Here is a 23,776-nt window from a genome sequence, read left to right on the forward strand (position 1 = left end):
CAGCTCACCCAAACCCAAGACACACAACAAGAAACGGGCCGCCGCTGACGCGGCGACCCGCCCCAAGGAACTCACCCCTGGTTAAAACACCAGGTCCACCTGAGGTGGACGAAAGCGCCGTTCATCGAGAGCGGAAGAGCTAGTGGACGACGGCCTTCTCGGCGCCCGCACCGGTGAGGGAGCGGACCTCCATCTCGGCCTGCTTGACCGGGTCGGCCTTCTCCTTGGACAGGATCGTGCCGACGTAGCCGAGCAGGAACGCGACGGGGATCGAGACGATGCCGGGGTTCGACAGCGGGAACAGGGCGAAGTCGGCGTTCTTGAACATCGAGGTCGGCGTGCCGGACACGGCGGGCGACAGGATGATCAGGGTGATCGTCACGATCAGGCCGCCGTAGATGCTCCACAGCGCGCCCGAGGTGTTGAACCTCTTCCAGAACAGCGAGTAGAGGATCGTCGGCAGGTTGGCCGAGGCCGCGACCGCGAACGCCAGCGCCACGAGGAACGCGATGTTCTGGCCGTTGGCGATGATGCCGCCGCCGATGGACACCAGACCGATCACGATCGCGGTGATGCGGGCGACCTTGACCTCGGAGTCCTTGTCCTCCTCCGCGCCCTTCTTGATGATGTTGGCGTAGATGTCGTGCGCGAACGACGCCGACGCCGTGATCGTCAGGCCCGCCACGACCGCGAGGATGGTCGCGAACGCGACCGCCGCGATCAGGCCGAGCAGGACCGGGCCACCGAGCTCCAGCGCGAGCAGCGGAGCCGCCGAGTTCGCCTTGCCGGGCGCCTTGTTGATCGCGTCCGGACCGACCAGCGCACCGGCGCCGTAGCCGAGGACCAGCGTGAACAGGTAGAAGATGCCGATCAGCCAGATCGCCCACACGACCGAGCGACGGGCTTCCTTCGCCGTCGGCACGGTGTAGAAGCGCATCAGGATGTGCGGCAGACCCGCGGTGCCGAGCACCAGGGCGAGGGCCAGCGACAGGAAGTCGAGCTTCGTGGTGCCGTTCTTGCCGTACGCCAGACCGGGGCCGAGCAGCTTCTCGCCCGCCTTCGGCGCGTTCTCCACGGCCGCGCCGAGCAGCCCGGACAGGTTGAACTTGTAGATGCCGAGCACCCAGACGGTCATGATCGCGGCACCCGCGATCAGCAGGACAGCCTTGATGATCTGCACCCAGGTGGTGCCCTTCATGCCGCCGATGAGGACGTAGGCGATCATCAGGGCGCCGACCACGGCGATGACCAGGGACTGGCCACCCGTGCCGGTGATGCCGAGCAGCAGGGCGACGAGACCACCGGCACCGGCCATCTGGGCCAGCAGGTAGAAGAACGAGACGGCCATGGTCGACGTGGCTGCCGCCGCACGGACCGGACGCTGGCGCATCCGGAAGCTCAGCACGTCACCCATCGTGTACTTGCCGGTGTTGCGCAGCAGTTCGGCGACCAGCAGCAGCGCGACGAGCCACGCCACCAGGAAGCCGATCGAGTACAGGAAGCCGTCGTAGCCGTTGAGGGCGATGGCGCCCGCGATGCCGAGGAACGACGCCGCGGACAGGTAGTCGCCGGCGATCGCGATGCCGTTCTGGGGGCCGGTGAACGCACGACCGGCGGCCAGGTAGTCGGCGGCGGTCCTGGTGTTGCGGCTCGCCCGGATGACCACGAACAGCGTGATCAGGACGAAGACACCGAAGATGCTGATGTTCAGGACGGGGTTGCTGCTGTTCACTTCGCGCTCTCCTCGATCTCGGCGCGGAGCTTCTCCGCGAGCGGGTCGAGGCTCTTGTTCGCGTGCCGCACGTAGAGCGTCGTGATCGCGAACGTCGACACGAACTGGAGCAGACCGAAGATCAGGCCCACGTTGATGTTGCCGAACACCTTGGTCGACATGAACCCGTGCGCGTAGTCCGCGAGGAGTACGTACAGCAGGTACCAGGCGAGGAACAACCCGGAGACGGGGAACACGAACTTCAGCAGCCGGTGCTTGAGCTGCGCGAAGTCATCACTTGCTTGGACGTCGACCCACTTCTGCGCGTCTGGGGACGACTCGGCCGGGGTGTGCTCAACAGTGCTCACAGTCCCCTCCTAGCGGTACTCGTCGTAGGTGTCAGCAACGTGACGGGCACGTAATGCCTCCAGGTGCGGTCCTGTTCTTGGTCGAGAACCGTATGGAGACCTGAGTCACTCGGTAAGACCCCGTTCGAGGCGTTGCGCCAGGCAGTCGGGTGAAGCGACGAACGGTCAGTATGCGTCGACGAACAGCACTCTGCGTGACCGAATTCGCCGTTCACCGATTCGAGTGACCGATTTTCACCCATTTGAAACGCTGACCACTCAGCGTGTCCGACTAGCTCCCCTGCGCTTGTCCTCGGCCAGGCGCGCCTTCTCCTCGGCGGTCCCGAAGCGGGCGATGTCGCGGTCCCGGATGAAGCCCAGCGGGTCCGGGGCGTGCAGGCGCAGCAGGATCTGGTTGACGTCCGCCGGAGCACGCCGGCGGGTCGCCTTGCTGACCACGATCATGGTCATGAACGCGATCGGCACCGTGACCAGCGCAGGCTGGGTGAAGACCGCGGGTGCCCAGCGGCCCGTGTAGGAGCTGACCACGCTGATCACCTGCGCGATGATCACCATGCCGCCGCCGAGGACGAGACCGCACACGGCACCCACCCAGGTGAGTCCTCGCCACCAGATGCCGAGCACCAGCAGCGGGCAGAACGTCGACGCGGCGAGCGCGAACGACATGGCCACGGTGAGTGACGCGTCGGAGCGCGGGAGTAGCAGCGCGAGGGCGATCGCGACAAGTCCGGTGAACACGGTTGCCCACCGGAAGTCACGAACCTTGCCCGGCATGATGTCCGTCGAGACCACCCCGGCGACCGACACGACGAGTCCCGACGAGGTCGACAGGAACGCGGCGAACGCGCCCGCGGCGACGATCGCGCCGAGGATCTGGCCACCCAGGTTCGGCACCATCGTGCTCGGCAGCATCAGCACCGCCGCGTCCGTCTTCCCGTTCACCAGCAGCTGCGGCAGGTAGAGCCGGGACAGCACGCCCAGCACCGTCGGGAAGATGTAGAACAGGCCGAGCAGGTAGAGCACGTGCAACGCCGTGCGGCGGGCCGCCTTGCCGTCCGGGTTCGTGTAGAAGCGGACCAGGACGTGCGGCAGGCCCATCGTGCCGAGGAACGTCGCGAAGATCAGCGAGTACGTCTTGAGCAGGTCGGAGATGCCCCCGGTCTGCGGCCGCGTCCAGTCGTGGTTGTTCGTCGGCGAGCCCTCGACCACCGGAACCGGGCTGCCGGCGGTGAACTCCATGACCGTGCCCGGGCTGAGCTCGTAGACGCCGCGGCCCCAGAACACCTTGCCGTCGGCCGGCCTGCCGTCGATCTCGCCGTGCACCTTCAACGTCAGCGGCTCGTCGACCCTGAGCTTGATCACCTGCTCGGCCACGGTGATCTTCTCGGCCTGCGGGAACCTGATCACGCCGTTGTCGCTGATCGGCTGCGTGCCGCGATCGGGAGAGGCGAGGAACACCACGAACAGCACGAACGTCGGCGCGGCGATCGCGAAGAGCTTGCCCCAGTACTGGAACGCCTGCACCAGCGTGATCGCCCGCATGCCGCCACCGAGCACGTTGATCACCACGATGACGGTGACGATCAGGCCGCCGAACCACGCGGGCAGGCCGGTGATCGTCGTCAGCGTCAGACCCGCGGACTGCAGCTGCGGCACCAGGTACAGCACGCCGATGCAGACCACGAAGAACGTGCTGAAGTGCCGCACGTTCGCCGATCCCAGCCTGGCCTCGGCGAAGTCCGGCAACGTGTAGGCGCCGGAGCGGCGCAGCGGTGCGGCCACGAACAGCAGCAGCGCGAGGTACCCGGCGGTGAACCCGATCGGATACCAGAGCGCGTCGATGCCGTCCTTGAGCACAAGGCCGGCCACGCCGAGAAACGACGCCGCGGACAGGTACTCGCCCGAGATCGCGGCGGCGTTGCGGGTGGCGGGGATCGCGCGGCGCGCCACCAGGAAGTCCGGAGTGGTGTTGGCCTTGCGCGAGCCGACGTAGCCGAGCAGGAAGGTCACGGCCGCGACGGCGACGATGGCGCTGAGGCTCCAGATGGTGGCGTTCACGTCAACGGTCGACCATGTTCACGAAGTCGCGCTCGTGCCGTTCGGCCTGCCTGCGGAACACCCAGCCGACCCCGTAGAGGACCGGGAAGGGCGCCAGGCCGAGCACGAGCCAGGGAATGCCGATGCCGAGGATCTTCAGATCCCCGATCTGCGGGAACAGGTAGAAGGTGATGGGCAGCAGGCACATGCCGATCAGGACCGCGAAGGCGAGCCCGAACGCGGAGCGGAGCTGCTGCTTGATGAGGTCGCGCACCAGCTTCTCGCCGACGCTGGTCTGCTCCTCCAGCTCGATGATCGTGCGCAGCGCCTTGCCGCGCGACTTCGTCGAGTCCGCGAGCACGACCCTGCGCCTGCGTGGTTTGCGGGCCTGCTCACCGAGCCAGGCCTCGCGGGCGGCCTGCTCGGGCTTTCCCGCGTCGTGCCTGCTCACCAGCCGCTCTTCGGGGGTCGCACGATCCGTTCCTTGAGCTCCTTGGTGTGCCGGCGGCTCACCGGGAGCTCCTTCGCGCCCTCACCGGTGCCGATGACCACCGCGTAGCCGTTCGCCGTCATCCGCAACTCGCTCACCAACGGCAGCGCGACCAGGTACGACCGGTGGATGCGCACGAACCCGGCGTTGGCCCACCGCTCTTCGAGCTGCGCCAACGGGATGCGCACCAGGTGGCTGCCGTCCTGGGTGTGCAGGCGGGCGTAGTCGCCCTGCGCCTCGACGTACCGCACGGACGCGCGCGGCACGAGCTTGATGGTTCCGCCCAGCTCGACGGGGATGACCTCGTCGTCGGCGGGTTCGGAGGCCTGGGCCATGGGCGCGGCGTTCGCGGCCGGGGCGGGCGCTGCCGTGCGGCCCACCCGGTCGGCGACGCGGGAGATCGCCTTGAGCACGCGCTCTTCGTTGATCGGCTTGTTGATGAAGTCGAGCGCGCCGACGTCGAACGCCGTGACGAGCGCGTCGCGTTCCTCCACACCCGTCACGAACACGAGCGCGGGCGGGTACCGGAACGCGCTGAGCACCCGTGCGAGATCCATGCCGGAAAGTCCGGGCATGTTGATGTCCGCGAACACCGCGTCGACCGGCGGCAGGCCGGCCTTGGTCCTCGCCATGACCTCCTGCTCGTAGTCACCCCTCAGGATGCGCAGAGCCTCGGCGGCGTCGAAGGCCGTGAGGACGCGCCGGATGTGGGGGCTGCTCTCGAGCAGGTACTTGATCTCGCTCAGGCCAGGAGCCTCGTCATCGACTGCGAGGACGAGGAGACCGGCGTTGTCTTGGGTACTCACTGTGTCGGGCATCTTGCCCATCAATGTGCGGTCATGTCTACGCCGGGGCAGGTCTCGACACGCCCTGCGAAACCGAACTGATGCTCACAGCCCGAATCGGGACCAGCGAGCACGTTCCTCCAGGCTCGCGAGCACCTGCGTCACGAGATCGCCCGATCGGGTGGACGCGCCGGTGAGCCCGAGCTTGGCCAGCAACGGCTTGCGCGGCTCGGCGACGGTCAGCTCGGCGTCCGGGAACCGCTTCGCCAGCACGCTGCGGAGCGTGCCGATGCCGTCGACCAACCCGAGCTGCTGCGCCTTCGTCCCGGTCCAGATCTCGCCGCTGAAGAGATCCTCCTCGGCCTTGAGCTTGCCGCCCCGGCGTTCGGTGACCCACGCCTTGAACTGCTCGTGCAGGTCGGCGTGCAGGCCCTTGAGCCACTCCACGTCCTCGGGCTTCTCCGCCTGGAACGGGTCGAGCCGCACCTTGTTCTCACCGGCCGTGTAGACGCGCCGCTCGACGCCCGCCTTGTCCAGCAGCCCGTTGAGCCCGAAGCCCGCGCTGACCACGCCGATGGAGCCGACGAGGCTCGTGCCGTGCGCGTAGATCTCGTCCGCCGCGCACGCCAGCCAGTAGCCGCCGCTCGCCGCCACGTCCTCGCAGAACGCGAGCACCGGCACGTGCTTCTTGGTCGCGAGCTCGCGGATGCGCTCGGCGATCAGGGCGGACTGCGTGGGCGCGCCGCCAGGGGAGTTGATGAGCAGAGCCACGGCGATCAGGCGCTCGTTGTCGAACGCGCGGTTGATGGCCGTCTCGACGTTCTGGAGGCTGATCGTGTTGCGGGCGACCGGCGAGGACTGCGGGGTGATGACCCCGTGCAACCGCACCGCCGCGACGACCGGTGGCCGTTCACCCCGGTCCATGACCCTCGGGAGCCGGGCCGCGATCTTGTCCGTGACGCTCATGTACTCGACAGTACGTGCGTTCTGGCGCCACGCGGGAGTCCCGCGTTTCCTTCCAGGGAACGCGGGACCCCCGCGTGACGTAAAACACGTGCTGCGCTGCTAGGTTCGGCGGGTGACGTTCAACCCGATCCGCTGGCTCGAACGCTATGTCGAGTGGTGGGACGACCGGGGCAGGCAGAACGCCGCCGGGCCGACGCCGATGCACATCTACTGGATGTGGGTGAGCTGGAGCGTGTGCGCCGTCGTGCTGATCACGACTCTGGCGGTGGCAGCACGCTGACCTGCGGTGCCTTTCAGCACTTGCAGCTGTTGAAGCCCTTGGCCGTGCACTTGATGCAGACGCGGACGCGCTCGGGTGCCTGTTGTTCCTGCAATTGATGTTGCCCTTAACTCGCGGCCGGCCTCGACCTGAGGGAGCGCCGGCTGTTCATTGGTCAACACCACAATCGGCACGTTGACCGTGCGGGTTGAGGATGGTTGCGCACTCAACTTCAGGCGCGGACGACCGGCTGCTCGTTCGTCATCGGCTCGTCCGTCAGCTGCGCGCCCAGGTTCAGGTTGGGCAGCACGTTCCGCGCGAACTTCGGCACCTTCAGGATGACCTTGGTGCCCGCGTTGGGCGCGGTCTCCACGACCAGGGCGTATTCGGCGCCGAACACCGTGCGCATGCGGTCGTTGATGTTGCCGATGCCCACGTGGGCGCCGGTCTGGTGGGCGTCCTTGATGTCGTCCAGGCGGTCGGGGTCCATGCCGACGCCGTCGTCCTCGACGCTGATCAGGGCCTCGTTGCCGTTGTCCTCGGCGGTGATGGTGAGCATGCCGCCGCCGGGCTTCTTGGCCAGGCCGTGCCGGACCGCGTTCTCGACCAGCGGCTGGAGCACCAGGAACGGCAGCACGACCTGCAGGACCTCCGGCGCGATGCGGAGCCGGACGTTCAGCCGGGAGCCGTAGCGGGCCTGCTCGATCGTCAGGTAGCGGTGGATGTTCGTGAGCTCGTCGGCCAGGGTCGTGAAGAGGCCGTCGGTGCGGAACGAGTAGCGCGTGAACTCGGCGAACTCCTGCAGCAGCTCGCGGGCGTGCGCCGGGTCGGTGCGGATCAGCGAGGAGATCGTGTTCAGGGCGTTGTAGACGAAGTGCGGCGAGATCTGCGCACGCAGGGCCTTCACCTCGGCCTGGGCCAGCGCCTGCCGCTGCTTCTGCACGACCTCCAGTTCGAGCTGGGTCGAGACGAAGCGGGCGGTCTCCTCGGCCATCCGGATCTGGCGCTTGGAGGCGACGCCGGACACGACGATCAGCGTGCCGGCCACGTCGCCCTCGACAACCAGCGGGACGACCACAACGCTGTGCAGTGAGCACGGGCCCTGCAGCTCGCAGCCGAGCTTGCGGTGGTCGACGTGTTCCTTGTGGCAGTTGTTGATCGCACGGGCAACCGTGTCGCGGAGGTACTCGTAGTGGTCGTTCGCACCGCCGTCCCACGACAGGACGGTGCCTTCCTCGTCGGTGATGGCGACCGCGACGCACCGCAGCATCTCGCGCAGGTGAGGGGTGGCCTTGTTCGCCGCTTCCTCCGTCAGGCCCGCGCGGAGGTCGCTCGACGCCCTGGACATGCGGTCGAGCATGTCCATCACAGCATCCTCGACGGAGGTGCTGACTCGTCGAGCGCGGCACAGCATCACGAAGAGGCCCAGAACGGCCAGGGTCGCGATGACGCCGAGCACAGCGCGCTCGGTCAACAGGTCGCCCACGGTGCACATGCTGTGCTGTGGGTGGCCCCGATAGCAAGAGGCGCGCCCGGCGTACGCCCGTACGGTCCACCGATCCGGGTAGACATCCGATGAATTTGGGGAGAGGGTGTGCGCGTGAAAGTGGCGCTGTTCGCAACCTGCCTTACCGACACGTTCTTCCCGTCGACCGCACGTGCCGTGGTGCGTCTGCTGGAACGGCTCGGCTGTTCGGTGGAGTTCCCGCTCGACCAGACGTGCTGCGGGCAGATGCACTTCAACACGGGCTATCGGGAGCATGCAAAGCCGCTGGCGCGCAAGTACACCGACGTCTTCGGCGGCTACGACCACGTGGTTGCGCCATCCGGGTCATGCGCGGGCATGGTGCGGGAGATCCACCCCACGCTGGGTGAGGCTCCGCCGCGGACGTTCGAGCTCGCCGAGTTCCTCGTGGACGTGCTGGGCGTGACCGACGTGGGCGCGTGGTTCCCCCACCGGGTCACCTACCACCCCACCTGTCACTCGCTGCGCATGCTGGGCGTGGGCGACAAGCCGCTGGCGCTGCTGAGGGCGGTCAAGGGACTCGATCTGGTGGAACTTCCGGACGCGACGCAGTGCTGCGGCTTCGGCGGCACGTTCGCGGTGAAGAACGCCGAGACCTCCACCGCGATGCTCGCGGACAAGATGCGGTGCGTGCTCGACACCGGCGCCGAAGTGCTCTCCGCCGGTGACAACTCCTGCCTCATGCACATCGGCGGCGGCCTGTCGCGGCTGCGCGCGGGCGTCCGGCCGGTGCACCTGGCGGAGATCCTGGCTTCGACGGAGGAGGACCCGTGGCGCGCAACCCCGTGACGTGGCTGGGCAGCCCGACGTTCCCCAAGGCCGCGAGGGCGGCGCTGCAGGACACCCAGCTGCGGCAGAACCTGCGCAAGGCCACCGGGACCATCCGCGGTCGCCGTGCCGCCGCGGTCGCCGAGATGACCGACTGGGAACAGCTGCGGGTCGCCGGTGAGCAGATCAAGGACGACGTCCTGGCACGCCTGGACACGTTGTTGCTCCAGCTCGAGGAGTCGGTGACGGCACGGGGTGGCGTCGTGCACTGGGCGCGGGACGCCGCCGAGGCGAACCGGATCGTGCTCGACCTGTGCCGCGCGGAGGACGCGCGCGAGGTCGTGAAGGTCAAGTCCATGGCCACGGCCGAGATCGGGCTCAACGAAGCCCTCGAAGCAGGTGGCGTGCACGCGATCGAGACCGACCTCGCGGAGCTGATCGTGCAGCTCGGCGACGACCGGCCGTCGCACATCCTGGTGCCCGCGATCCACCGCAACCGCTCGGAGATCCGCGAGATCTTCCAGCGCCGCATGGGGGTCGAGGTCTCCGACGAACCGGCGGACCTCGCCGAGGCGGCCCGCGTCTACCTGCGCGAGAAGTTCCTGACCACGAAGGTCGCCATCAGCGGTGCCAACTTCGCCGTCGCCGACACCGGGTCGATCGTGGTGCTGGAGTCCGAGGGCAACGGCCGGATGTGCCTGACGCTGCCGGAAACGCTGATCACCGTGATGGGCATCGAGAAGCTCGTGCCGACGTGGCAGGACCTGGAAGTCTTCCTGCAGCTGCTGCCGCGTTCGTCCACGGCGGAGCGGATGAACCCGTACACCAGCGTGTGGACCGGGGTGACGCCCGGCGACGGCCCGCAGGAGTTCCACCTGGTGCTGATCGACAACGGCCGCACGGCGACGCTCGAGGACTCCGTCGGGCGCCAGGCACTGCGGTGCATCAGGTGCAGTGCGTGCCTCAACGTCTGCCCGGTCTACGAACGCACCGGCGGCCAGTCGTACGGCTCGGTCTACCCCGGCCCGATCGGCGCGATCCTGACACCCCAGCTGGTCGGCGACATGCACGACCCGCAGGCCGCGTCGCTTCCTTACGCCTCCTCGCTCTGCGGTGCGTGCTTCGAGGTCTGCCCGGTGCGGATCGACATCCCGTCGGTCCTCACGCACCTGCGCGCAGAGGCCGTGGAGGCCAAGGGGCGCACCGCGGAGTCGGTCGCGATGGCCGCCGCCGCGTGGATCTTCGGCGCGGCCTCCCGCTACGAGAAGGCGCAGAAAGCCGGTTCCCTGGCCAGGTTCCTCGCCAGGGACGGGCGGATCACGTCCCTGCCGTGGCCGGGTTCGAAGTGGACGTCCTCACGCGACGTGCCCGCACCGCCCGCCGAGTCGTTCCGCACGTGGTGGAGGAAAAATCGTGGCTAGCGCGAAAGAAGAGATCCTCCAGCGCATCCGGAACGCCCGCGTGCCCGCCGCACCTCCGGTCGTGCGCGGCTACGACCGGACGGGCAAGGGCGGTGTCGAGCTGTTCGCCGAACGGGTCGCCGACTACCGCGCGATCGTGCACACCGTCAGCGACGTGCCCGAAGCGCTGGAACGTCTCGAAGGCAAGCGAATCGTTGCGCCGCAGGACGTTCCGCCTGAGTGGCTGATCGACGGCGTCACGTGGTTGCACGAACCGTTGTCGATCGACGAGCTGGACCAGGCCGACGGGGTGCTGACCGGGTGCGCGGTGGCGATCGCCGACACCGGCACGATCGTGCTCGACGGCGGCGAGGCCCAGGGCCGCCGCGCGCTCACCCTGCTCCCCGACTACCACCTGTGCGTCGTGCGAGCGGACCAGATCGCCGCCTCGGTGCCGGAAGCGTTGCAACGACTGGAGCCCACGCGGCCGTTGACGTTCATCAGCGGGCCGTCCGCGACGAGCGACATCGAGCTCAACCGGGTGGAGGGCGTCCACGGCCCTCGCACCCTGGAGGTCCTGATCGTCACTTGAGCAGACGCGACAACCGGCGGTCGGCCAGCGGCTTGCCGCCGGTCTGGCACGTCGGGCAGTACTGGAACGCCTTGTCCGCGAACGACACCTCACGAACCGTGTCGCCGCACACGGGACACGGCAGCCCGGTGCGCGCGTGCACCCGCAAGCCCGACCGCTTCTCGCCCTTGAGCCGGGCCGCGTCCTGACCGACCGACCGCGCCACGGCGTCGGTCAGCGTGCTGATCATGGCCTCGTGCAGCCGGTCCAGCTGCTCCTCGCTGAGCTTCCCGGCCGTGGCGTACGGCGACAACCGGGCCATGTGCATGATCTCGTCGGAGTAGGCGTTGCCGATGCCCGCGATCAGGCCCTGGTCCGTCAGCGCCGTCTTCAACCGCTCGGTGTGCCCGCTCAGCAGGTCTTCCAGCTGGGTGCGGGTGATCTCCAGCGCGTCCGGACCCAGCCGGGCGATGCTCGCGATGGTCTTCGGGTCGCGCACGATCCACGCCGCGAGGCCCTTCTTCGTGCCGGCCTCCGTCAGGTCGAAACCGGGGCCTTGACCGGGCGGACCGAGGTGCACGCGCAGCGCCAGCGGACCGCGCCCCTGCTTGGGCGGCGGCGCGGACATCGTGTCGGCCCACCTCAGCCATCCGGCGCGGGCGAGGTGAACGACCAGGTGGAGGCCGTCCGCGACCTCCAGGTCTAGGTGCTTGCCGTGCCGGTGCGCGGCCACGACCTCCTGGCCGTGCAGCGCGGTCCACGGCGGGTCGAACGTCTTGAGCACCTGCAGTGACGCCACGTCGACGCGGTGCACGGTTCGGCCCACCGCGTTCTCACGCAGGTGGTGGACCAGTGCTTCTACCTCGGGTAGCTCGGGCACCGGTCCAGTGTCGCATCAGTCGACGGGTTGCAGCGGGCCCTCGACGTCGGGCAGCGAGTGCATCTCGATCGTGCGAGCGACCCGCGAGGCCTCCTGGCGCACCGCCAGCGGCCCCCTGACCTGGCCGACCCACCGTTCGGGTGGCAGCTCGTCGGCCGTGGCCTTGCTCTCCGCGACCAGCGTGTGCGGCCGGCGCAGCGCCCAGCGGACCGGGAAGAACGCGAACAGGAAGATCAGCGCGAGGATGAGCCAGCCGGGCACGACCACCTGCTCCGGCGTCCAGGCGATCAGCACCACCGTCATCACGACGAGCATCCCGGCCATCATGACGCCCGGCAGGACGCCACCGCTGACGTCGTGCTCGAAGTCGTCGGACAACTCCGGGTTGCGCCACTCGATCCGGCTGTGGACCGTCCACATCCGCCCGTCGGCACCGCGCACCAGCCGCGTCATAAACCCGTCTCCCACGCTCGGTCGGTTCTGGTCAAACCGTACCCAACGCAGAGCGAGCCTTGTGGGTGAACTCGCCCGGTCTTGATCGTCACCGTCAGTTCTGGATGACGGGTTTGGGGTAGAGCGTGATCGTGGTGGACGTGGTCTGCGGCGACGAGCACGGGTCCGACGGCGGCGGAGGCGGAGGCGGAGGCCGATCGGACGACACCGGCGCCGTGTCCAGCGACCTGATGTCCCGCGAGCTGCTGATGATCGTGGTGACGACGACCTCGGCGGTGCTGGACGACGACTGCACGACCGGCAACGCCCGCTCGGCCGGTGGCTCCCGCCGTTCGGAGGTCTGCGGTGGCGGCACGTAGGGCGTCGTCTTGCGCACGGTCTCCAGCCGCTGTCCTCCGCCGGGGTTGACCACGTTCGGCTGCGGCTGCGGCTGGACCTGCTCCTGGTGGGTCTCGGGCGCCGGTGCGACCACGAGCTCCCTGCTGTGCCCCGAGCTGGTCGAACCCGACGTGCTCAGCGCGATCACCGGCCGCTGGTCCGGCTGCAGCACCGCCGCACCGGGGCCGCCGTTCAACACCGCGGCCATGGTGCCGATCAGGCCGACGGTCGCCACGCCGGCCGCCACGACGGCCATCTTCGCCTTGCTGATCAGCATCTTCCCGGCGAACGCGAGGCCGAGCGTGGACGGCACGACCAGGAACGCCGCGTTGGCGCGCAGGGTCGCGCAGACCTCGTTCAGCTCGGTGTAGAGCTGTGCGCAGGACGAGCAGCCGTCCAGGTGGGCGCGGATCCGGCGTTCCTCGACGCCCTGGACCCCGCCGGCGGTGAAGGTGCCGAGCTTCGACCGGATCGCCGCGCACGACGAACGCTCGTCGTAGGTGGCCAGATGTGCCTGCAGATACGCCGCACGCAGCCCCTCACGTGCGCGGCGGGCCAACGCCGACATGGCGTTCGGCGAAAGACCGAAGTGCGGTGCCACGGAGGCAGGGCGCTCGCCCTCCACCTCGACGCGCCACAGCACGACCCGCCACCGTTCCGGCAGGCTGGAGAAGGCCCTGGTGATCAGGTTGTGCTCGGCACGGCGGTTCGCGTTGTCGCCCACGGGCTCGACCCGGCGCCCCAGTTCCTCGTCCTCCACCGGGACGTCCCGCCTGCGGCCGCTCCACTCCCACGCGACGCGCCTCGCGACGGTCAGGAGGTAGGTGCGGACGTGGTCCGTCGGACCGCTCCCGCGCCGAATCGCCTGCAGCATGCGGAAGAAGGCCTCTGCGGTGAGGTCGTCAGCCTCGGCCGCCTCGCGGACGTGCCTGAGTGAGAAACGGCGGATCGCGTCCGCGTGCCGGGAGAACAGTTCGCCGTAGGCCGAGTCGTCTCCCTCGCGCACCCTGGCGAGCAGGTCCCGGTCGACCTCGTTCTCGTCGACCATCACGGGGTTCAACATGCCACAAGGGGCCAGACCTGCCCCTGGATGAGAACAGGTCGATATACAAGACCATCCGATAGTCGTGAGCTGATCAGCGCAACGCATTCGGTGACGAGACGGTCACAGGTGAGCGTCGGGCCGTCGGAGCGAGAAGATCAAGCGACTATCGTCACGGCCGTGGTGGACTGGCGGGAACGCGCTTCGGCCCTCGTGCCGGAACTTCGTGCTGTCGCCGAAACCGAGGAGTGGTCCTGCCACGTCTTCTTCTCCGAGCTGTCCCAGCTGACCATGGAGGCGCACCGCGAGCAGGACGACGACGTGCTGCGCCGCGCGTACGGCTTCGCGCACTGGTGCTTCCACCAGCCGGAGCAGTTCCTGGAGAACGCCGCGTTGATCAGCTTCTACGAGCACGTGTTCGACGACTGGGACCTCCGCGAGGAGGTCGCGGCCTGGCTGCCGTGCGACGTGCTGCCCAAGGTGCGGGCGTTGTGGGAGTGGCGCTGGCCCAAGGAGCAGTTGGACGAGGTAGATCAGCTGCTGGCGGGTTTGCGACCCCCCGGTCGAGACGCCGTTTGAGGCTGTTGTATAGTTCTTACCCGTAAGGCAGCAAGACAGGCGGATGTAGCGCAGTTGGTAGCGCATCACCTTGCCAAGGTGAGGGTCGCGAGTTCGAGTCTCGTCATCCGCTCTTCACTCAGGACGGCTCATGCTCACGAAGAGCATGAGCCGTTCCTCGTTTCGGAGGGCAGGGCCCCGGCAAAGTCGTCCAGCCCGCCCGATATGCCTGATGAGAGCGTGCCCACGCGGCGAGCGTCGTCCATGAAGGGCCCCTTCCTGAACCTGGGGTGGATGAAGGAGCCCTTCATCCACCACGACAAGGGCCCAGTTCCGGCTCTTGATCGAATCGCCAACCTCACGGAGGGCGTGAGCCGTTTTGTTCCGTTTCAGCGGACTGCTGGGCCGACGGTGAGCGTGCCCGCGTCGGCGTCCAGTTCGGCGACCGGCCCGAGGGGCACGGACAGCGGGTCGTCACCGTGGCCGACGTCGATGCCGCCGATCACCGGCACCCCCAAGATCTCCAGCCGGTCGCGCAGCACGTCGAGCACCGTCCACTCGCGGTCGGCGTAGTCCTCGAACCCGGGGAACCGGCCGAGCACGACCCCGCGCAGCCCTCGCAGGGAGCCGGATCGCATGAGTTGTGTCAGCTGACGGTCGACGTGTCCCAGTCCGACCGCGCGTGGCGCCTCCAGGAACAAGATCGCACCGTCGAGATCGGGCAGGCCGGCACCGACGGACCAGGCGAGCGTGCCGAGATGACCGCCGACGAGGTTCCCCTCAGCCGCACCTGGCACTCGGACGGCCGCCGTGAACGCCTCCGCGTCCCGGCGCAGAACGGTGGGACCGCTCTCCATCAGCAACGACCGCGTCGACGCCGCCGAACAGGCACCGGCCAGGAATCCGTGAATCCCCGCGACCCCGCAGTGCCGCCACAAGGCGAGGTGCAGGTTGGTGATGTCGCTGAACCCGACCAGCGGTTTGGGGTCGGCCCGGACGGCGGCGAAGTCGATGCCGTCGACGATGCGGTACGAGCCCGCACCACCACGGGTGGCGAACACCGCCCGCACTCCGGGATCCCGATAGGCGTCGTTGAGGTCGGACAGCCGGTCCTCGTCTCGACCTGCCATGTAGCCGTGCCGGTCCATCGCGTGCTCGCCGACCTCGACGACCAACCCCCAGCTCTCCAGGGTCCGCACGGACTCGGCGAGCTCCTCCTCGTTCGGGAAACTCGCAGGCGACACGAGACGAACCCGGTCTCCGGCCCTGACCTGCCGCGGCAGTACGACGTCCATCCCGCGACTGTGCCAGTCCCGGCCCGTGGTTCTCGGGGTGATCTCTGAGCCGCGCCGTGGAAAGGTGGTCCCTGTCCGCTCGCATCAACCTGATCGAGCTCGTTCGACAAGGACCTGGAGACCATGGCCATCACTCAGACGGCAAACGCGCACTGGGAAGGCTCTCTCGTCGAGGGCAAGGGAAACGTCAGCCTCGACACGTCCAAGAGCGGCAGCTTCGAGATCGACTGGAAGGCGCGTGCCGAGGAGGCGGGCGGCAAGACCAGCCCGGAGGAGCTCATCGCCGCGGCCCACTCGTCCTGCTACTCGATGGCGCTCTCGCACGGCCTGACCGGCGCGGGCACGCCGCCCACCTCGATCGACACCAAGGCCGAGGTCAAGTTCCAGGCCGGCCAGGGCATCATCGGGATCCACCTGACCGTGCGCGCCAACGTGCCGGGCCTCACCCAGGAGGCCTTCGTCGAGGCCGCCGAGGGCGCCAAGGCGAACTGCCCGGTCTCCAAGGCGCTCGCCGGCGTCGAGAACATCACGCTGGACGCCGCCCTGGTCTGAAGCGCAGCTCCGCGGGTCCGTTGCTGATCAGGTGCCTGCGGCGGCGCACGGGCTGCTCGACCACCTCGAACGAGCGGTCGAGCAGCTCCTCGGCGACGATGCGGCCCTGCAGCCTGGCCAGTCCCGCACCGAGGCAGTAGTGCGGTCCGTGCCCGAAGCCCAGGTGGGCGGGCACGGGCGGCCTGCCGGGGTCGAAGTCCTCGGTGAACACGCGCGGATCGCGGTTGCCCGCCGCGTAGTCGAGGAACAGGTGGTCACCCTCGGCGATCTTCACCCCGGCCGTGGTCACCGGACGGGTCGCCGTCCGGAAGAAGCCGATGAACGGCGGGTCGAGCCGCACCACCTCCTCGACCACACCACCCAGCCGGCGTTCCCGCCGGTCCAGCCGCAGCAGCATGCTGGCCAGCAGGTTCGTGGTCGAGTCGGTGCCGGCGACGACGACCGCGAGGCACAGCGACAGCCGTTCCTGCTCGGACAGCTGGCCGCCCTTGAACGCGTCCGAGCGCCCGAAGTAGGCGCAGAACTCGTTCATGCCGGTGAAGTACGACCCGAGCACCCGTTCGCTGATCTCCTCGCCGCTGGTCAGCTCCAGCACCGGTGCGACGAACTCGCGGAACAGCGGGAAGTCGCGTTCGGGCACGCCAAGCACGTCGCCGACGACCCCCAGCGCGAACGGCGCGGCGAACTCGCTCACGAAGTCGGCTTCCCCCGGCAGTTCGTCGAGGAGCTTCCGAGCCCGCAGCCGAATTGGGTCAGCCATTTGGCGCACAGCCGTTTGAGTGAATTTCTGATTCGCCGTCGCACGAATTCGGGCGTGCCTTGATCCGTCCGCCGCGTTGAGTGACGACATCAATTCCAGCAATCGCCGCTGCTCCGGCGGCAGCACCGCCGCCACGGCCGCGACCTGCGGACCTGCCATGTTCCGGGAGGAGAACGTCACCGGATCAGCCAGCACGGCGCGCAGGTCGGCGTAGGCGGTCAGCCGCTGGGCGTTGATTCTCGGGTCGAATTCCATTGCAGTATCTTGTCCCGGTTCCAGCCTTTGTCGGGGGCTGACGACAGGACGAATTCAAGTGATCATCCGGCTGCTCGGTCCGCTCGCACTCACCGGTCCGAACGGGCTAGTTCAGCTCAGCAGTGCGGGACAGCGGACCCTGGTGGCCCGCCTTGCTCTGAAGCCGGGGGAAACGGTGCCGAGGAGCGCGCTCGTCGACGCGCTCTGGTCGGACGAGGTGCCCGCCTCCGCCACGAAGACCCTGCACAGCCTCCTCGCGCGCCTGCGCAACCAGATCCGGGACGCCGGGCTCGGCGAGCTGATCACCACGCGGGAGCCGGGCTACGTGCTGAACGCGGCGGCCGACACCGTCGACGTGGCACGGTTCGAGACGCTCGTCGCAGCAGCACACGCCAGTGACGACCCGGTGCAGACCGCACGGCTGCTGCGCGAGGCGCTGGCGTTGTGGACCGGCGACCCGTTGGCCGACTGCCGGCCGGGTGAGTGGACGCGGCAGGAGTCCGCGCGGCTCACCGAGCTGCGGATGGACGCGACCGAGCACCTGATGGAGGCCTCGCTGGCGCTCGGTGAGCACGCCGCGGTGGCGCCGCTGGTGAGCTCGCTGGTCGAGCAGCACCCGTTCCGCGAACGGCTGTGGGAGCAGCTGATGATCGCGCTCTACCGGTGTGGCCGGCAGGCGGAGGCGCTGGCCGCGTTCCAGCGGGCGCGCGGCGTGCTGGTCGACGAGCTGGGCATCGAGCCCGGCGTTCGGCTGCGCGATCTCGAACAGGCGGTGCTGACCGCCGATCCACGGCTCGACCTGGCCGAACGCGTTGCGGTGACGGTGCGCGGCAACCTGCCGGCCGACCGGTCGAGCTTCGTGGACCGGCCGGAGACCGAGCACGTCGCCGAGCTGATCCGGGAGCACCGGTTGGTGACGTTGATCGGTGTCGGCGGGGTCGGCAAGACGCGGCTCGCGGTGCACGTGGCGCGCGGTGAGCACCCGCCGGACGGGGTGTGGCTGGTCGAGCTGGCGGCGTTGCGCGACCGGGCGCTCGTGCCGCACGCGGTGGCGGAGGCGCTGGGCGTGGTCGACCAGACCGGGCGCGGGCAGCTGACCGTGCTCACCGAGTTCCTCGCCGACCGGGACGCGTTGCTGGTGCTGGACAACTGCGAGCACGTGGTCGACCACTGCGCGGTGCTGGTCGACACGCTGCTGCGGGTCGCGCCGCGGTTGCGGGTGATCGCGACCTCCAGGCGTGCGCTGAGGGTCCACGGCGAGCAGGTGCTGTCCGTGGCGCCGTTGTCCGTGCCTTATCCGGCGGCAACGTTGTTCGCCCAACGCGCCAACGCCGCGGTGCCCGGCTCCTTCGTCATCACGGAAGCGAACGAGCAGGCCGTCAGCGATCTGTGCCGACGCCTGGACGGCATCCCGCTGGCGATCGAGATGGCCGCCATGCGTGTGCGCGCGTTGACGCCGTCGCAGCTGCTGGAACGGTTGGACGACCGGTTCAAGGTGCTGACCGACGGCGGCCGCAACGCGCTGCCGCAGCACCAGACCCTGATGGCCACCATGGACTGGAGCTTCGACCTCTGCTCACCGCGCGAGCAGCTGCTGTGGGCACGGGCGTCGGTCTTCGCCGGCAGCTTCGACCTCGCCGCGGCCGAGGCGGTCTGTTCGGACGACACGCTGACCGCGGACTTCATGTTCGACGCGGTCGACGGCCTGGTCGACAAGTCCGTGCTGCAACGGGAAGAACACGCGGGCGTGGCGCGCTATCGGTTGCTGGAGACCATGCGCCAGTACGGGCAGACGCGGTTGCGTGCGAGCGATGAGCAGGCACGGCTGCGCATGAGACATCGTGACTGGTACGCGGGCATCGCCGAACAGGGCGAGCGCGCCTGGTTCACGCCGCGGCAGGCCGCGACCGTCGGGGCGATGACGACCGAGCGCGGCAACCTGCGCGCGGCGCTGGAGTACTCGCTGACCACCCCGGGCGAGGCCGAGGCGGGACTGCGACTGGCGGCGACGCTGTGGTTCTACTGGGTCGGCTGCGGCCGGTTCGCCGAGGGACGGCACTGGCTGAACTGGGCGCTGTCGCTGGAGACCGAACCGTCACGCGCGCGCTGCAAGGCGTTGTGGGTCAACGGGTACTTGGCGACGTTGCAGGGCAACACGGCCGCGGTCCCCGCGCTGCTGGAGGCGTGCCGTGAGGAGGCCGCGCTGCTGGACGACGCGGACGCCGACGTTTACGCGACCTACGTGCAGGGCGCGGCCGCGGTGTTCAACGACGACCTGCCGCTGGGCGCGGCACTGTTGACCGAGGCCGACCGGCTGCACACCGAGCTGGGGCACCTGGACAGCAACGTGATCATGGCGCGAGTGGCGTTGGCGATCACCGTGGCGTTCGGTGGCGAACTCGACCGTGCGGCCGCCCTCTGCGCAGAGGCACGGGCCGTGTGTGAGGAGAACGGCGAGCTTTGGGCGCGCGCGTACGCGTTGTACGTCCTGGCCTTCGTCGCGATGGCACGCGGTGACGTCGTCGAAGCTCGTGAGCTGGCCACTTCTTCGTTGCTCATCAAGGAGAAGTTCGACGACCTGCTCGGGATAGCGGTGTCGGTGGAACTGCTGGCGTTGATCTCGGTGGTCACGGGGTCCGCCTCGCACGCGGCGTTGTTGCTGGGCGGCGCTGACCGCGTGTGGCAGTCCGTCGGGCTGCCGCTGTTCGGGTCGGCGAACTTCGCGGCGTCCCACGACCAGTGCGTGGCGTTGTGCCGGCAGGCGTTGGGCGAGGAGGCCTACGCCGCCGAGTTCGCGCGTGGTTCGGCGCTGACCGTGACCGCGGTGGTCGCGGCCGCGCAGTCGTGACGCAACCCCGGCGCAGCCGTCGAGGAGAAGCGTGTGTGGAATGAGGACCAGCGTCCGCACGCCCGACGCCGAGACCGTCGAGGAAGTGCTGAAACTCGCCGCACGGGCTCCGTCGTTCGGCATCGTGCCGCCGTGGCGGTGGAGGAAGGGCAACGAATGCCTCGAACTCCTGACGACACGCACGGACCAGACGGCACTCCTCGCGTGTGGCGCCGTCCTCCACCACGTGCGCGTCGCTCTCTCCGCCATGGGCTGGGACTGCCACGTGCTGCGGTCCGTCTTCTCCGACGGCCAGATCGCGTCGGTGCACCCGCGCTGGGAGCTGGACCCGTTCTCGTGCGAGGTGGCCTCCGCGGCGGCGATCTCACTGCGCCGCGCCGACCCGCGGCCGTTCCTGCCCGACGAGGTACCGGACTCGGCGCTGACGTGGCTGCTGCACGCGGCCCGCGCCGAGAACTGCGACCTGGAACTGGTCGCGCGGCGCAACGGCGCGCTGATGCGGGTGGTCGGCCACGACTGGCTGCGGATGGGCGAGGCGGTGAGCTCCGTGCTGCTGGCGTCGACCGTGTGGGGCCTGGCGTCGCAGGCGGTGCTGCACGAGGGCGAGGTGCTGGTGCGGGTCGGCTGGCAGTCGCCCAATGCCGAACCGTTGCCTCAGTCAGCCCGCTAGGTCTTCCGTTGGCGGGGACTATGTGTGCGTGGACCGCGACAGAACGCTCGCGCACCTGAGCGACGACGACTGGCTGAGACCTGACTCGTCGTCCACCCAGCTGTACCGGGACCTCAGCGCGTTGCGCGACCTGCCGGTGCGGGAACTGACGCCGACGTCGCTGCACCTGCTCGTGACGCACCAGGTGGGCCTGGACGTGACCGCGCTGCTGGCGCTGGAGCACGTCGAGTCGGACCCGCTGCGCTCGTTCGCGCTCTACCCTGGCGACCTGCTCGCCGCTCTGCTGAGAGTAGATCACTCCTTCTGGACCGATCACCCCGAGTTGCTGCACCGCATGTCGGTTCTGCTGGACCGCCTGCGCACGCTGCCCGAGGGCGACTGGCAGCTGCTGGTGTCCGCGGCCGAGCAGTTCCCCGGTTAGGCGCGCGTTAGGCGTCCCTTTGCCGCTCGGTGAGTTGCTGGCGCCATGCCAAAGACTCTCGCGGCCGCAGGCCTCACGCTGGCCTCTCTCGCCGCCACCGCAGTGTTCTTCTCCCCCGTCGCCTCCGCCGAGACGTGCAAGGCCTCCTACTACGACGGTGGCGGCACGACGGCCAGCGGCGAGCGCTTCGACCCCAACAAGCTGACGGCCGCGCACAAGACGCTGCCGTTCGGCACCAAGGTGAAGGTGAAGAACCGTTCCAACGGCAAGACCGTGACCGTGCGGATCAACGACCGCGGCCCGTACATCACCGGCCGGTGCATCGACCTGACCCCGAAGGCCTTCAAGGCGATCGCCCCGCTGTCACAGGGCGTAGTCGGAGTCACCGTCACGAAGATTTAGTTGAGTAGAAAACTTTCGTTTTGCTTGACCCAATCGAGTGAACGAGATAGGCAATCCGGGTGTTGGCGGCGATGAGTGGCCCAGGTCGGCTCGCGACCGGAGCTCTCCTCGGTGCTGTCGCCGCAGCGTTTTACGTGCTCGTACCGCATGTCGGATCGCTCGCGTCGGGCGATCCGACATCCCCGGACCACGACAGACCGGCGCGTGTGTCGCTCATCAACACGCCTTCGCTGGTGCCCACGGACTCCGAACCACCATCACACACCGTGTCGTCCACTCCGTCGTCGTCCGCGCCGTCTTCCTCATCGCAGGCAACGACTACGACCGCCACTACGACGGCCATCACCACGACGACGACCACTCAGGCGCCGGCGCCCACCACGACGACCACGCGGCCGCGGCCTACCACCACGACCACGACCACGAGGCCGTGCGGACTCATCTTCTGCTGATCACGCGGTCCTGCGCCGTCCGAAGAACACCGACGCGCCACCCACGAGCAGCGCCAGCACACCGAACGCGCCGAGGCCGGTCACGTTCACGCCGGTGAGCGCGAGACCCGTGTCCGCCTTGTGCACGACCGGCGCGATCTTCTCCGGCTGCGGCTGCGGCTGCGGCTGGGCACCACCCGGCGCGTCGACGGGCACGACCTCGACCGCCCAGCCGGGCATCCGAGTGCTGACGTACCACTTGCTCTTGACCGTGTACGGGCCGTTGACCTTCACCGTGTAGAGGCCCTTGGGGATGTTGTTGAAGTGGGCCCAGCCGTTCTCGCCCTCGCCCGTGGCGGTCGCGACGACCTGACCGGTCTTCGGGTCCACCAGGCTGAAGCTGACGCCGGTGAGGTGCTCGCCCTCGCTGTCCTGCCAGCCGTTGCCGTTGCGGTCCACGTAGATCGACCCGTAGGTGTCGGCGGTTCCACTGCCGACCTTGACGAAGTCGAACACGCTCGGAAATCCGTCGATGATTCCGTCCGCCGGGCCGAAGTCGCACACCACGAAGACCCAGCCGTACTCGGAGGCGTTCCTCGGCACGGTGCCCGTCACGGTGAACACGCGGCTCTGGCCCGCCGGAATCGTCGCGCCCCGATCCCAGCGCAGTTCGCCGAGGTTGTCGTCGATGCCGAGGTGCGGCCCCTCACCGGCCCGATCGCACCCGGCGACAACGCCCTTGATGTCCGCGCCGCCCTTGTTGGTCAGCGTGAACTCGACAGTCCCCTGGCCGCCGTCGACGTGCTCGGTGGACAACCAGCGCACCGACGCGGTCAGCTGGTCCGTCAACGGCCGGACCGCCTGGTAGCGGAGTTCCGACGTGGAGTCGCTGCCGTCGACGAGGAGGTACTCGTTGCTGTACTGCCGCACCCAGCCGCCGGGCAGCTCGTTGAACGAGAGACCCCACGTGCGGGTCTCCAGGTCCGTGAAGGTGAAGCGCCCGTTGGCGTCGGTGCGCGTCTTCGGCGCCACGTTGGGGTCGCCCCCGCCGTACAGGTACGCCTGCGCACCCGCCAGCCCTTCACCTGGGTCCTGGACACCGTTGCCGTTCGCGTCACCCCACAGGACGCCGCTGATCTTGCCGAGCTTCTTGGGCTCCACGAGCGGAACCTCGACCTCTGGACTGCCGTCGTACGGGTCCGAGTCGTTCTTCGCGTTGACGCGCACCCGGAACTTGGCGTTGCCGTTGTACCCGGAGGCACTGCCCTTGATCGTGAACGTCTTGGACGCGCCGGCGGCGAGCGTTGTCGTGGGGTCGTTCTACGGTGTGTTCAGGCCGTCCCAGCCGTCGTAGTTGACGCTGAAGTACGGACCGGAGATGTTTTCGGTCCATGCCGCGACCCCGATGGCCTCGGCGGCGCCGCTGTTCGTGATCGTGAGCTCGAACGGCACGGTCTGGCCGACCAGGAACGGACCCGCACCGATCTTGGCGGTCGCGGTCACGTTGGCGGTGGCCTGCGCCTTCTCCTCCGCCGGCTTCTCGGCCGGCTTCTCCGCGGGCTTCTCGGCCGGCTTGTCCGCCGGCGTCTCCGCGGGCTTGTCGGCGGGCTTGTCGACCGGCGTCTCCGCAGGCTTGCCGACCGGCGTTTCGGCAGGCTTGTCCGCCGGCGTCGGCGCGGGCTGCTCGGCCGGTGCCTCGACAGGTGTGGTGGGTGCGGGCTCGTCCTGCGCATAGGCGGTCAAACCGCTGGTGACAGTCAACGCCAGTGCCGCGACGAGCACGGCGGATCTGCGCGCGACACCGCGCGCCCTCAATGCTGACAAGGTGGTCTCCCCAGACGTAGGCCACCGCGACGACGCGACACGACCCCCGACGTACCGCGCGAAACCCCGACGTGCGGTGGACGTGGCTTCAGGCGTGCACGCTAGGGCTACCGACCAGGGAAAACAA

General features: G+C 68.7%; 24 protein-coding genes and 1 tRNA gene. 11 read left to right on the top strand and 14 right to left on the bottom strand.

Annotated elements, in window-relative coordinates; genetic code table 11:
* Positions 1–139: 139 nt before the first annotated feature.
* The 6 genes from ABZV40_RS28020 to ABZV40_RS28045 all read right to left on the bottom strand — a co-directional run bounded on the left by ABZV40_RS28020 (position 140) and on the right by ABZV40_RS28045 (position 6,357).
* Entirely contained in the window at positions 140–1,732 is a 1,593-nt protein-coding gene (locus ABZV40_RS28020; RefSeq protein ID WP_355447714.1) for a cation acetate symporter, read from the bottom strand.
* Complete coding sequence (locus tag ABZV40_RS28025) at positions 1,729–2,079, bottom strand: DUF485 domain-containing protein (protein WP_355447717.1); 351 nt, start codon at positions 2,077–2,079, stop codon at positions 1,729–1,731. Before ABZV40_RS28025 ends, ABZV40_RS28020 begins: the two co-directional genes overlap by 4 nt.
* A 258-nt stretch (positions 2,080–2,337) precedes the next feature.
* Complete coding sequence (locus tag ABZV40_RS28030; RefSeq protein ID WP_355447720.1) at positions 2,338–4,137, bottom strand: cation acetate symporter; 1,800 nt, start codon at positions 4,135–4,137, stop codon at positions 2,338–2,340.
* A gap of 1 nt (position 4,138) precedes the next feature.
* Positions 4,139–4,567, bottom strand: a complete 429-nt coding sequence (locus tag ABZV40_RS28035; protein WP_355447722.1) for a hypothetical protein — start codon at positions 4,565–4,567, stop codon at positions 4,139–4,141.
* Positions 4,564–5,433, bottom strand: coding sequence for a LytTR family DNA-binding domain-containing protein (locus tag ABZV40_RS28040; RefSeq protein WP_355447725.1), 870 nt, complete (start codon positions 5,431–5,433; stop codon positions 4,564–4,566). The genes ABZV40_RS28035 and ABZV40_RS28040 overlap by 4 nt, the downstream gene beginning before the upstream one ends.
* Before the next feature lie 63 nt (positions 5,434–5,496).
* A complete protein-coding gene (locus tag ABZV40_RS28045; protein WP_355447728.1) occupies positions 5,497–6,357 on the bottom strand; it encodes a S49 family peptidase in 861 nt (286 codons plus the stop codon).
* Between the two features lie 112 nt (positions 6,358–6,469).
* Between ABZV40_RS28045 and ABZV40_RS28050 the strand changes: the two genes are divergently transcribed.
* A complete protein-coding gene (locus ABZV40_RS28050) occupies positions 6,470–6,637 on the top strand; it encodes a hypothetical protein (protein ID WP_166048541.1) in 168 nt (55 codons plus the stop codon).
* 211 nt (positions 6,638–6,848) lie between these two features.
* On the opposite strand, the gene ABZV40_RS28055 is transcribed toward ABZV40_RS28050, so the two are convergent.
* Positions 6,849–8,111 carry a histidine kinase gene (locus ABZV40_RS28055; RefSeq protein WP_355447731.1) on the bottom strand — a complete coding sequence of 421 codons (1,263 nt, stop codon included), beginning with the start codon at positions 8,109–8,111 and terminating at the stop codon, positions 6,849–6,851.
* Positions 8,112–8,222: 111 nt separating this feature from the next.
* Here ABZV40_RS28055 and ABZV40_RS28060 point away from each other — a divergent pair, with 111 nt between their 5' ends.
* The 3 genes from ABZV40_RS28060 to ABZV40_RS28070 are packed head-to-tail and all read left to right on the top strand — an operon-like array spanning position 8,223 to position 10,901.
* A complete protein-coding gene (locus ABZV40_RS28060) occupies positions 8,223–8,930 on the top strand; it encodes a (Fe-S)-binding protein (RefSeq protein WP_355447957.1) in 708 nt (235 codons plus the stop codon).
* Positions 8,912–10,330, top strand: a complete 1,419-nt coding sequence (locus ABZV40_RS28065) for a LutB/LldF family L-lactate oxidation iron-sulfur protein (protein WP_355447733.1) — start codon at positions 8,912–8,914, stop codon at positions 10,328–10,330. The genes ABZV40_RS28060 and ABZV40_RS28065 overlap by 19 nt, the downstream gene beginning before the upstream one ends.
* Positions 10,323–10,901, top strand: coding sequence for an LUD domain-containing protein (locus tag ABZV40_RS28070; RefSeq protein WP_355447736.1), 579 nt, complete (start codon positions 10,323–10,325; stop codon positions 10,899–10,901). The genes ABZV40_RS28065 and ABZV40_RS28070 overlap by 8 nt, the downstream gene beginning before the upstream one ends.
* On the opposite strand, the gene ABZV40_RS28075 is transcribed toward ABZV40_RS28070, so the two are convergent.
* The 3 genes from ABZV40_RS28075 to ABZV40_RS28085 form a co-directional block, all read right to left on the bottom strand.
* Complete coding sequence (locus ABZV40_RS28075; RefSeq protein WP_355447739.1) at positions 10,894–11,760, bottom strand: DNA-formamidopyrimidine glycosylase family protein; 867 nt, start codon at positions 11,758–11,760, stop codon at positions 10,894–10,896. The two genes, ABZV40_RS28070 and ABZV40_RS28075, sit on opposite strands and share 8 nt — an antisense overlap.
* A gap of 15 nt (positions 11,761–11,775) precedes the next feature.
* Positions 11,776–12,213, bottom strand: coding sequence for a DUF983 domain-containing protein (locus ABZV40_RS28080; protein ID WP_355447742.1), 438 nt, complete (start codon positions 12,211–12,213; stop codon positions 11,776–11,778).
* A 94-nt stretch (positions 12,214–12,307) separates the two neighbouring features.
* The gene (locus ABZV40_RS28085; RefSeq protein ID WP_355447745.1) at positions 12,308–13,654 is read right to left on the bottom strand and encodes a sigma-70 family RNA polymerase sigma factor; all 1,347 of its coding nucleotides are present in this window, start codon (positions 13,652–13,654) and stop codon (positions 12,308–12,310) included.
* A 159-nt stretch (positions 13,655–13,813) separates the two neighbouring features.
* On the opposite strand from ABZV40_RS28085, the gene ABZV40_RS28090 reads away from it, so the two are divergent.
* Together ABZV40_RS28090 and ABZV40_RS28095 are read left to right on the top strand one after the other, a co-directional pair.
* Entirely contained in the window at positions 13,814–14,212 is a 399-nt protein-coding gene (locus ABZV40_RS28090) for a hypothetical protein (protein WP_355447747.1), read from the top strand.
* Positions 14,213–14,251: 39 nt separating this feature from the next.
* Positions 14,252–14,324, top strand: a tRNA-Gly gene (locus ABZV40_RS28095).
* Between the two features lie 256 nt (positions 14,325–14,580).
* Here the strand turns inward: ABZV40_RS28095 and ABZV40_RS28100 are convergent.
* Positions 14,581–15,486, bottom strand: coding sequence for an LD-carboxypeptidase (locus ABZV40_RS28100; RefSeq protein ID WP_355447750.1), 906 nt, complete (start codon positions 15,484–15,486; stop codon positions 14,581–14,583).
* Between the two features lie 123 nt (positions 15,487–15,609).
* Between ABZV40_RS28100 and ABZV40_RS28105 the strand changes: the two genes are divergently transcribed.
* Positions 15,610–16,038: an OsmC family peroxiredoxin gene (locus tag ABZV40_RS28105; protein ID WP_355447752.1), complete on the top strand. Its 429-nt coding sequence runs from the start codon at positions 15,610–15,612 to the stop codon at positions 16,036–16,038.
* Here the strand turns inward: ABZV40_RS28105 and ABZV40_RS28110 are convergent.
* The gene (locus ABZV40_RS28110) at positions 16,013–17,053 is read right to left on the bottom strand and encodes a cytochrome P450 (protein WP_355447755.1); all 1,041 of its coding nucleotides are present in this window, start codon (positions 17,051–17,053) and stop codon (positions 16,013–16,015) included. The genes ABZV40_RS28105 and ABZV40_RS28110 overlap by 26 nt on opposite strands.
* Positions 17,054–17,111: 58 nt before the next feature.
* Here ABZV40_RS28110 and ABZV40_RS28115 point away from each other — a divergent pair, with 58 nt between their 5' ends.
* Genes ABZV40_RS28115 through ABZV40_RS28130 form a run of 4 tightly spaced genes read left to right on the top strand, consistent with a single transcriptional unit; the run spans position 17,112 to position 21,394 of the window.
* Positions 17,112–19,901, top strand: a complete 2,790-nt coding sequence (locus ABZV40_RS28115; protein ID WP_355447758.1) for a BTAD domain-containing putative transcriptional regulator — start codon at positions 17,112–17,114, stop codon at positions 19,899–19,901.
* Positions 19,902–19,941: 40 nt separating this feature from the next.
* Positions 19,942–20,571: a hypothetical protein gene (locus ABZV40_RS28120; protein ID WP_355447761.1), complete on the top strand. Its 630-nt coding sequence runs from the start codon at positions 19,942–19,944 to the stop codon at positions 20,569–20,571.
* 28 nt (positions 20,572–20,599) lie between these two features.
* The gene (locus tag ABZV40_RS28125; protein ID WP_355447764.1) at positions 20,600–20,992 is read left to right on the top strand and encodes a contact-dependent growth inhibition system immunity protein; all 393 of its coding nucleotides are present in this window, start codon (positions 20,600–20,602) and stop codon (positions 20,990–20,992) included.
* 45 nt (positions 20,993–21,037) lie between these two features.
* Positions 21,038–21,394: a septal ring lytic transglycosylase RlpA family protein gene (locus ABZV40_RS28130; protein ID WP_355447767.1), complete on the top strand. Its 357-nt coding sequence runs from the start codon at positions 21,038–21,040 to the stop codon at positions 21,392–21,394.
* Between the two features lie 452 nt (positions 21,395–21,846).
* Here the strand turns inward: ABZV40_RS28130 and ABZV40_RS28135 are convergent, their stop codons facing one another.
* Together ABZV40_RS28135 and ABZV40_RS28140 are read right to left on the bottom strand one after the other, a co-directional pair.
* The gene (locus tag ABZV40_RS28135) at positions 21,847–23,052 is read right to left on the bottom strand and encodes an SdrD B-like domain-containing protein (RefSeq protein WP_355447770.1); all 1,206 of its coding nucleotides are present in this window, start codon (positions 23,050–23,052) and stop codon (positions 21,847–21,849) included.
* 93 nt (positions 23,053–23,145) lie between these two features.
* The gene (locus tag ABZV40_RS28140) at positions 23,146–23,649 is read right to left on the bottom strand and encodes a hypothetical protein (RefSeq protein ID WP_355447772.1); all 504 of its coding nucleotides are present in this window, start codon (positions 23,647–23,649) and stop codon (positions 23,146–23,148) included.
* Positions 23,650–23,776: the final 127 nt, after the last annotated feature.

The organism is Lentzea sp. NPDC004782, from assembly GCF_040609115.1.
Taxonomy (GTDB): Bacteria; Actinomycetota; Actinomycetes; order Mycobacteriales; family Pseudonocardiaceae; genus Lentzea.

Coding starts and splice junctions, on each gene's coding strand:
- ABZV40_RS28120 (WP_355447761.1), top strand. CDS start 19,942: ATGAGGACCAGCGTCCGCACGCCCGACGCCGAGACCGTCGAGGAAGTG.
- ABZV40_RS28040 (WP_355447725.1), bottom strand. CDS start 5,433: ATGGGCAAGATGCCCGACACAGTGAGTACCCAAGACAACGCCGGTCTC.
- ABZV40_RS28105 (WP_355447752.1), top strand. CDS start 15,610: ATGGCCATCACTCAGACGGCAAACGCGCACTGGGAAGGCTCTCTCGTC.
- ABZV40_RS28100 (WP_355447750.1), bottom strand. CDS start 15,486: ATGGACGTCGTACTGCCGCGGCAGGTCAGGGCCGGAGACCGGGTTCGT.
- ABZV40_RS28080 (WP_355447742.1), bottom strand. CDS start 12,213: ATGACGCGGCTGGTGCGCGGTGCCGACGGGCGGATGTGGACGGTCCAC.
- ABZV40_RS28110 (WP_355447755.1), bottom strand. CDS start 17,053: ATGGAATTCGACCCGAGAATCAACGCCCAGCGGCTGACCGCCTACGCC.
- ABZV40_RS28055 (WP_355447731.1), bottom strand. CDS start 8,111: ATGTGCACCGTGGGCGACCTGTTGACCGAGCGCGCTGTGCTCGGCGTC.
- ABZV40_RS28130 (WP_355447767.1), top strand. CDS start 21,038: ATGCCAAAGACTCTCGCGGCCGCAGGCCTCACGCTGGCCTCTCTCGCC.
- ABZV40_RS28045 (WP_355447728.1), bottom strand. CDS start 6,357: ATGAGCGTCACGGACAAGATCGCGGCCCGGCTCCCGAGGGTCATGGAC.
- ABZV40_RS28085 (WP_355447745.1), bottom strand. CDS start 13,654: ATGTTGAACCCCGTGATGGTCGACGAGAACGAGGTCGACCGGGACCTG.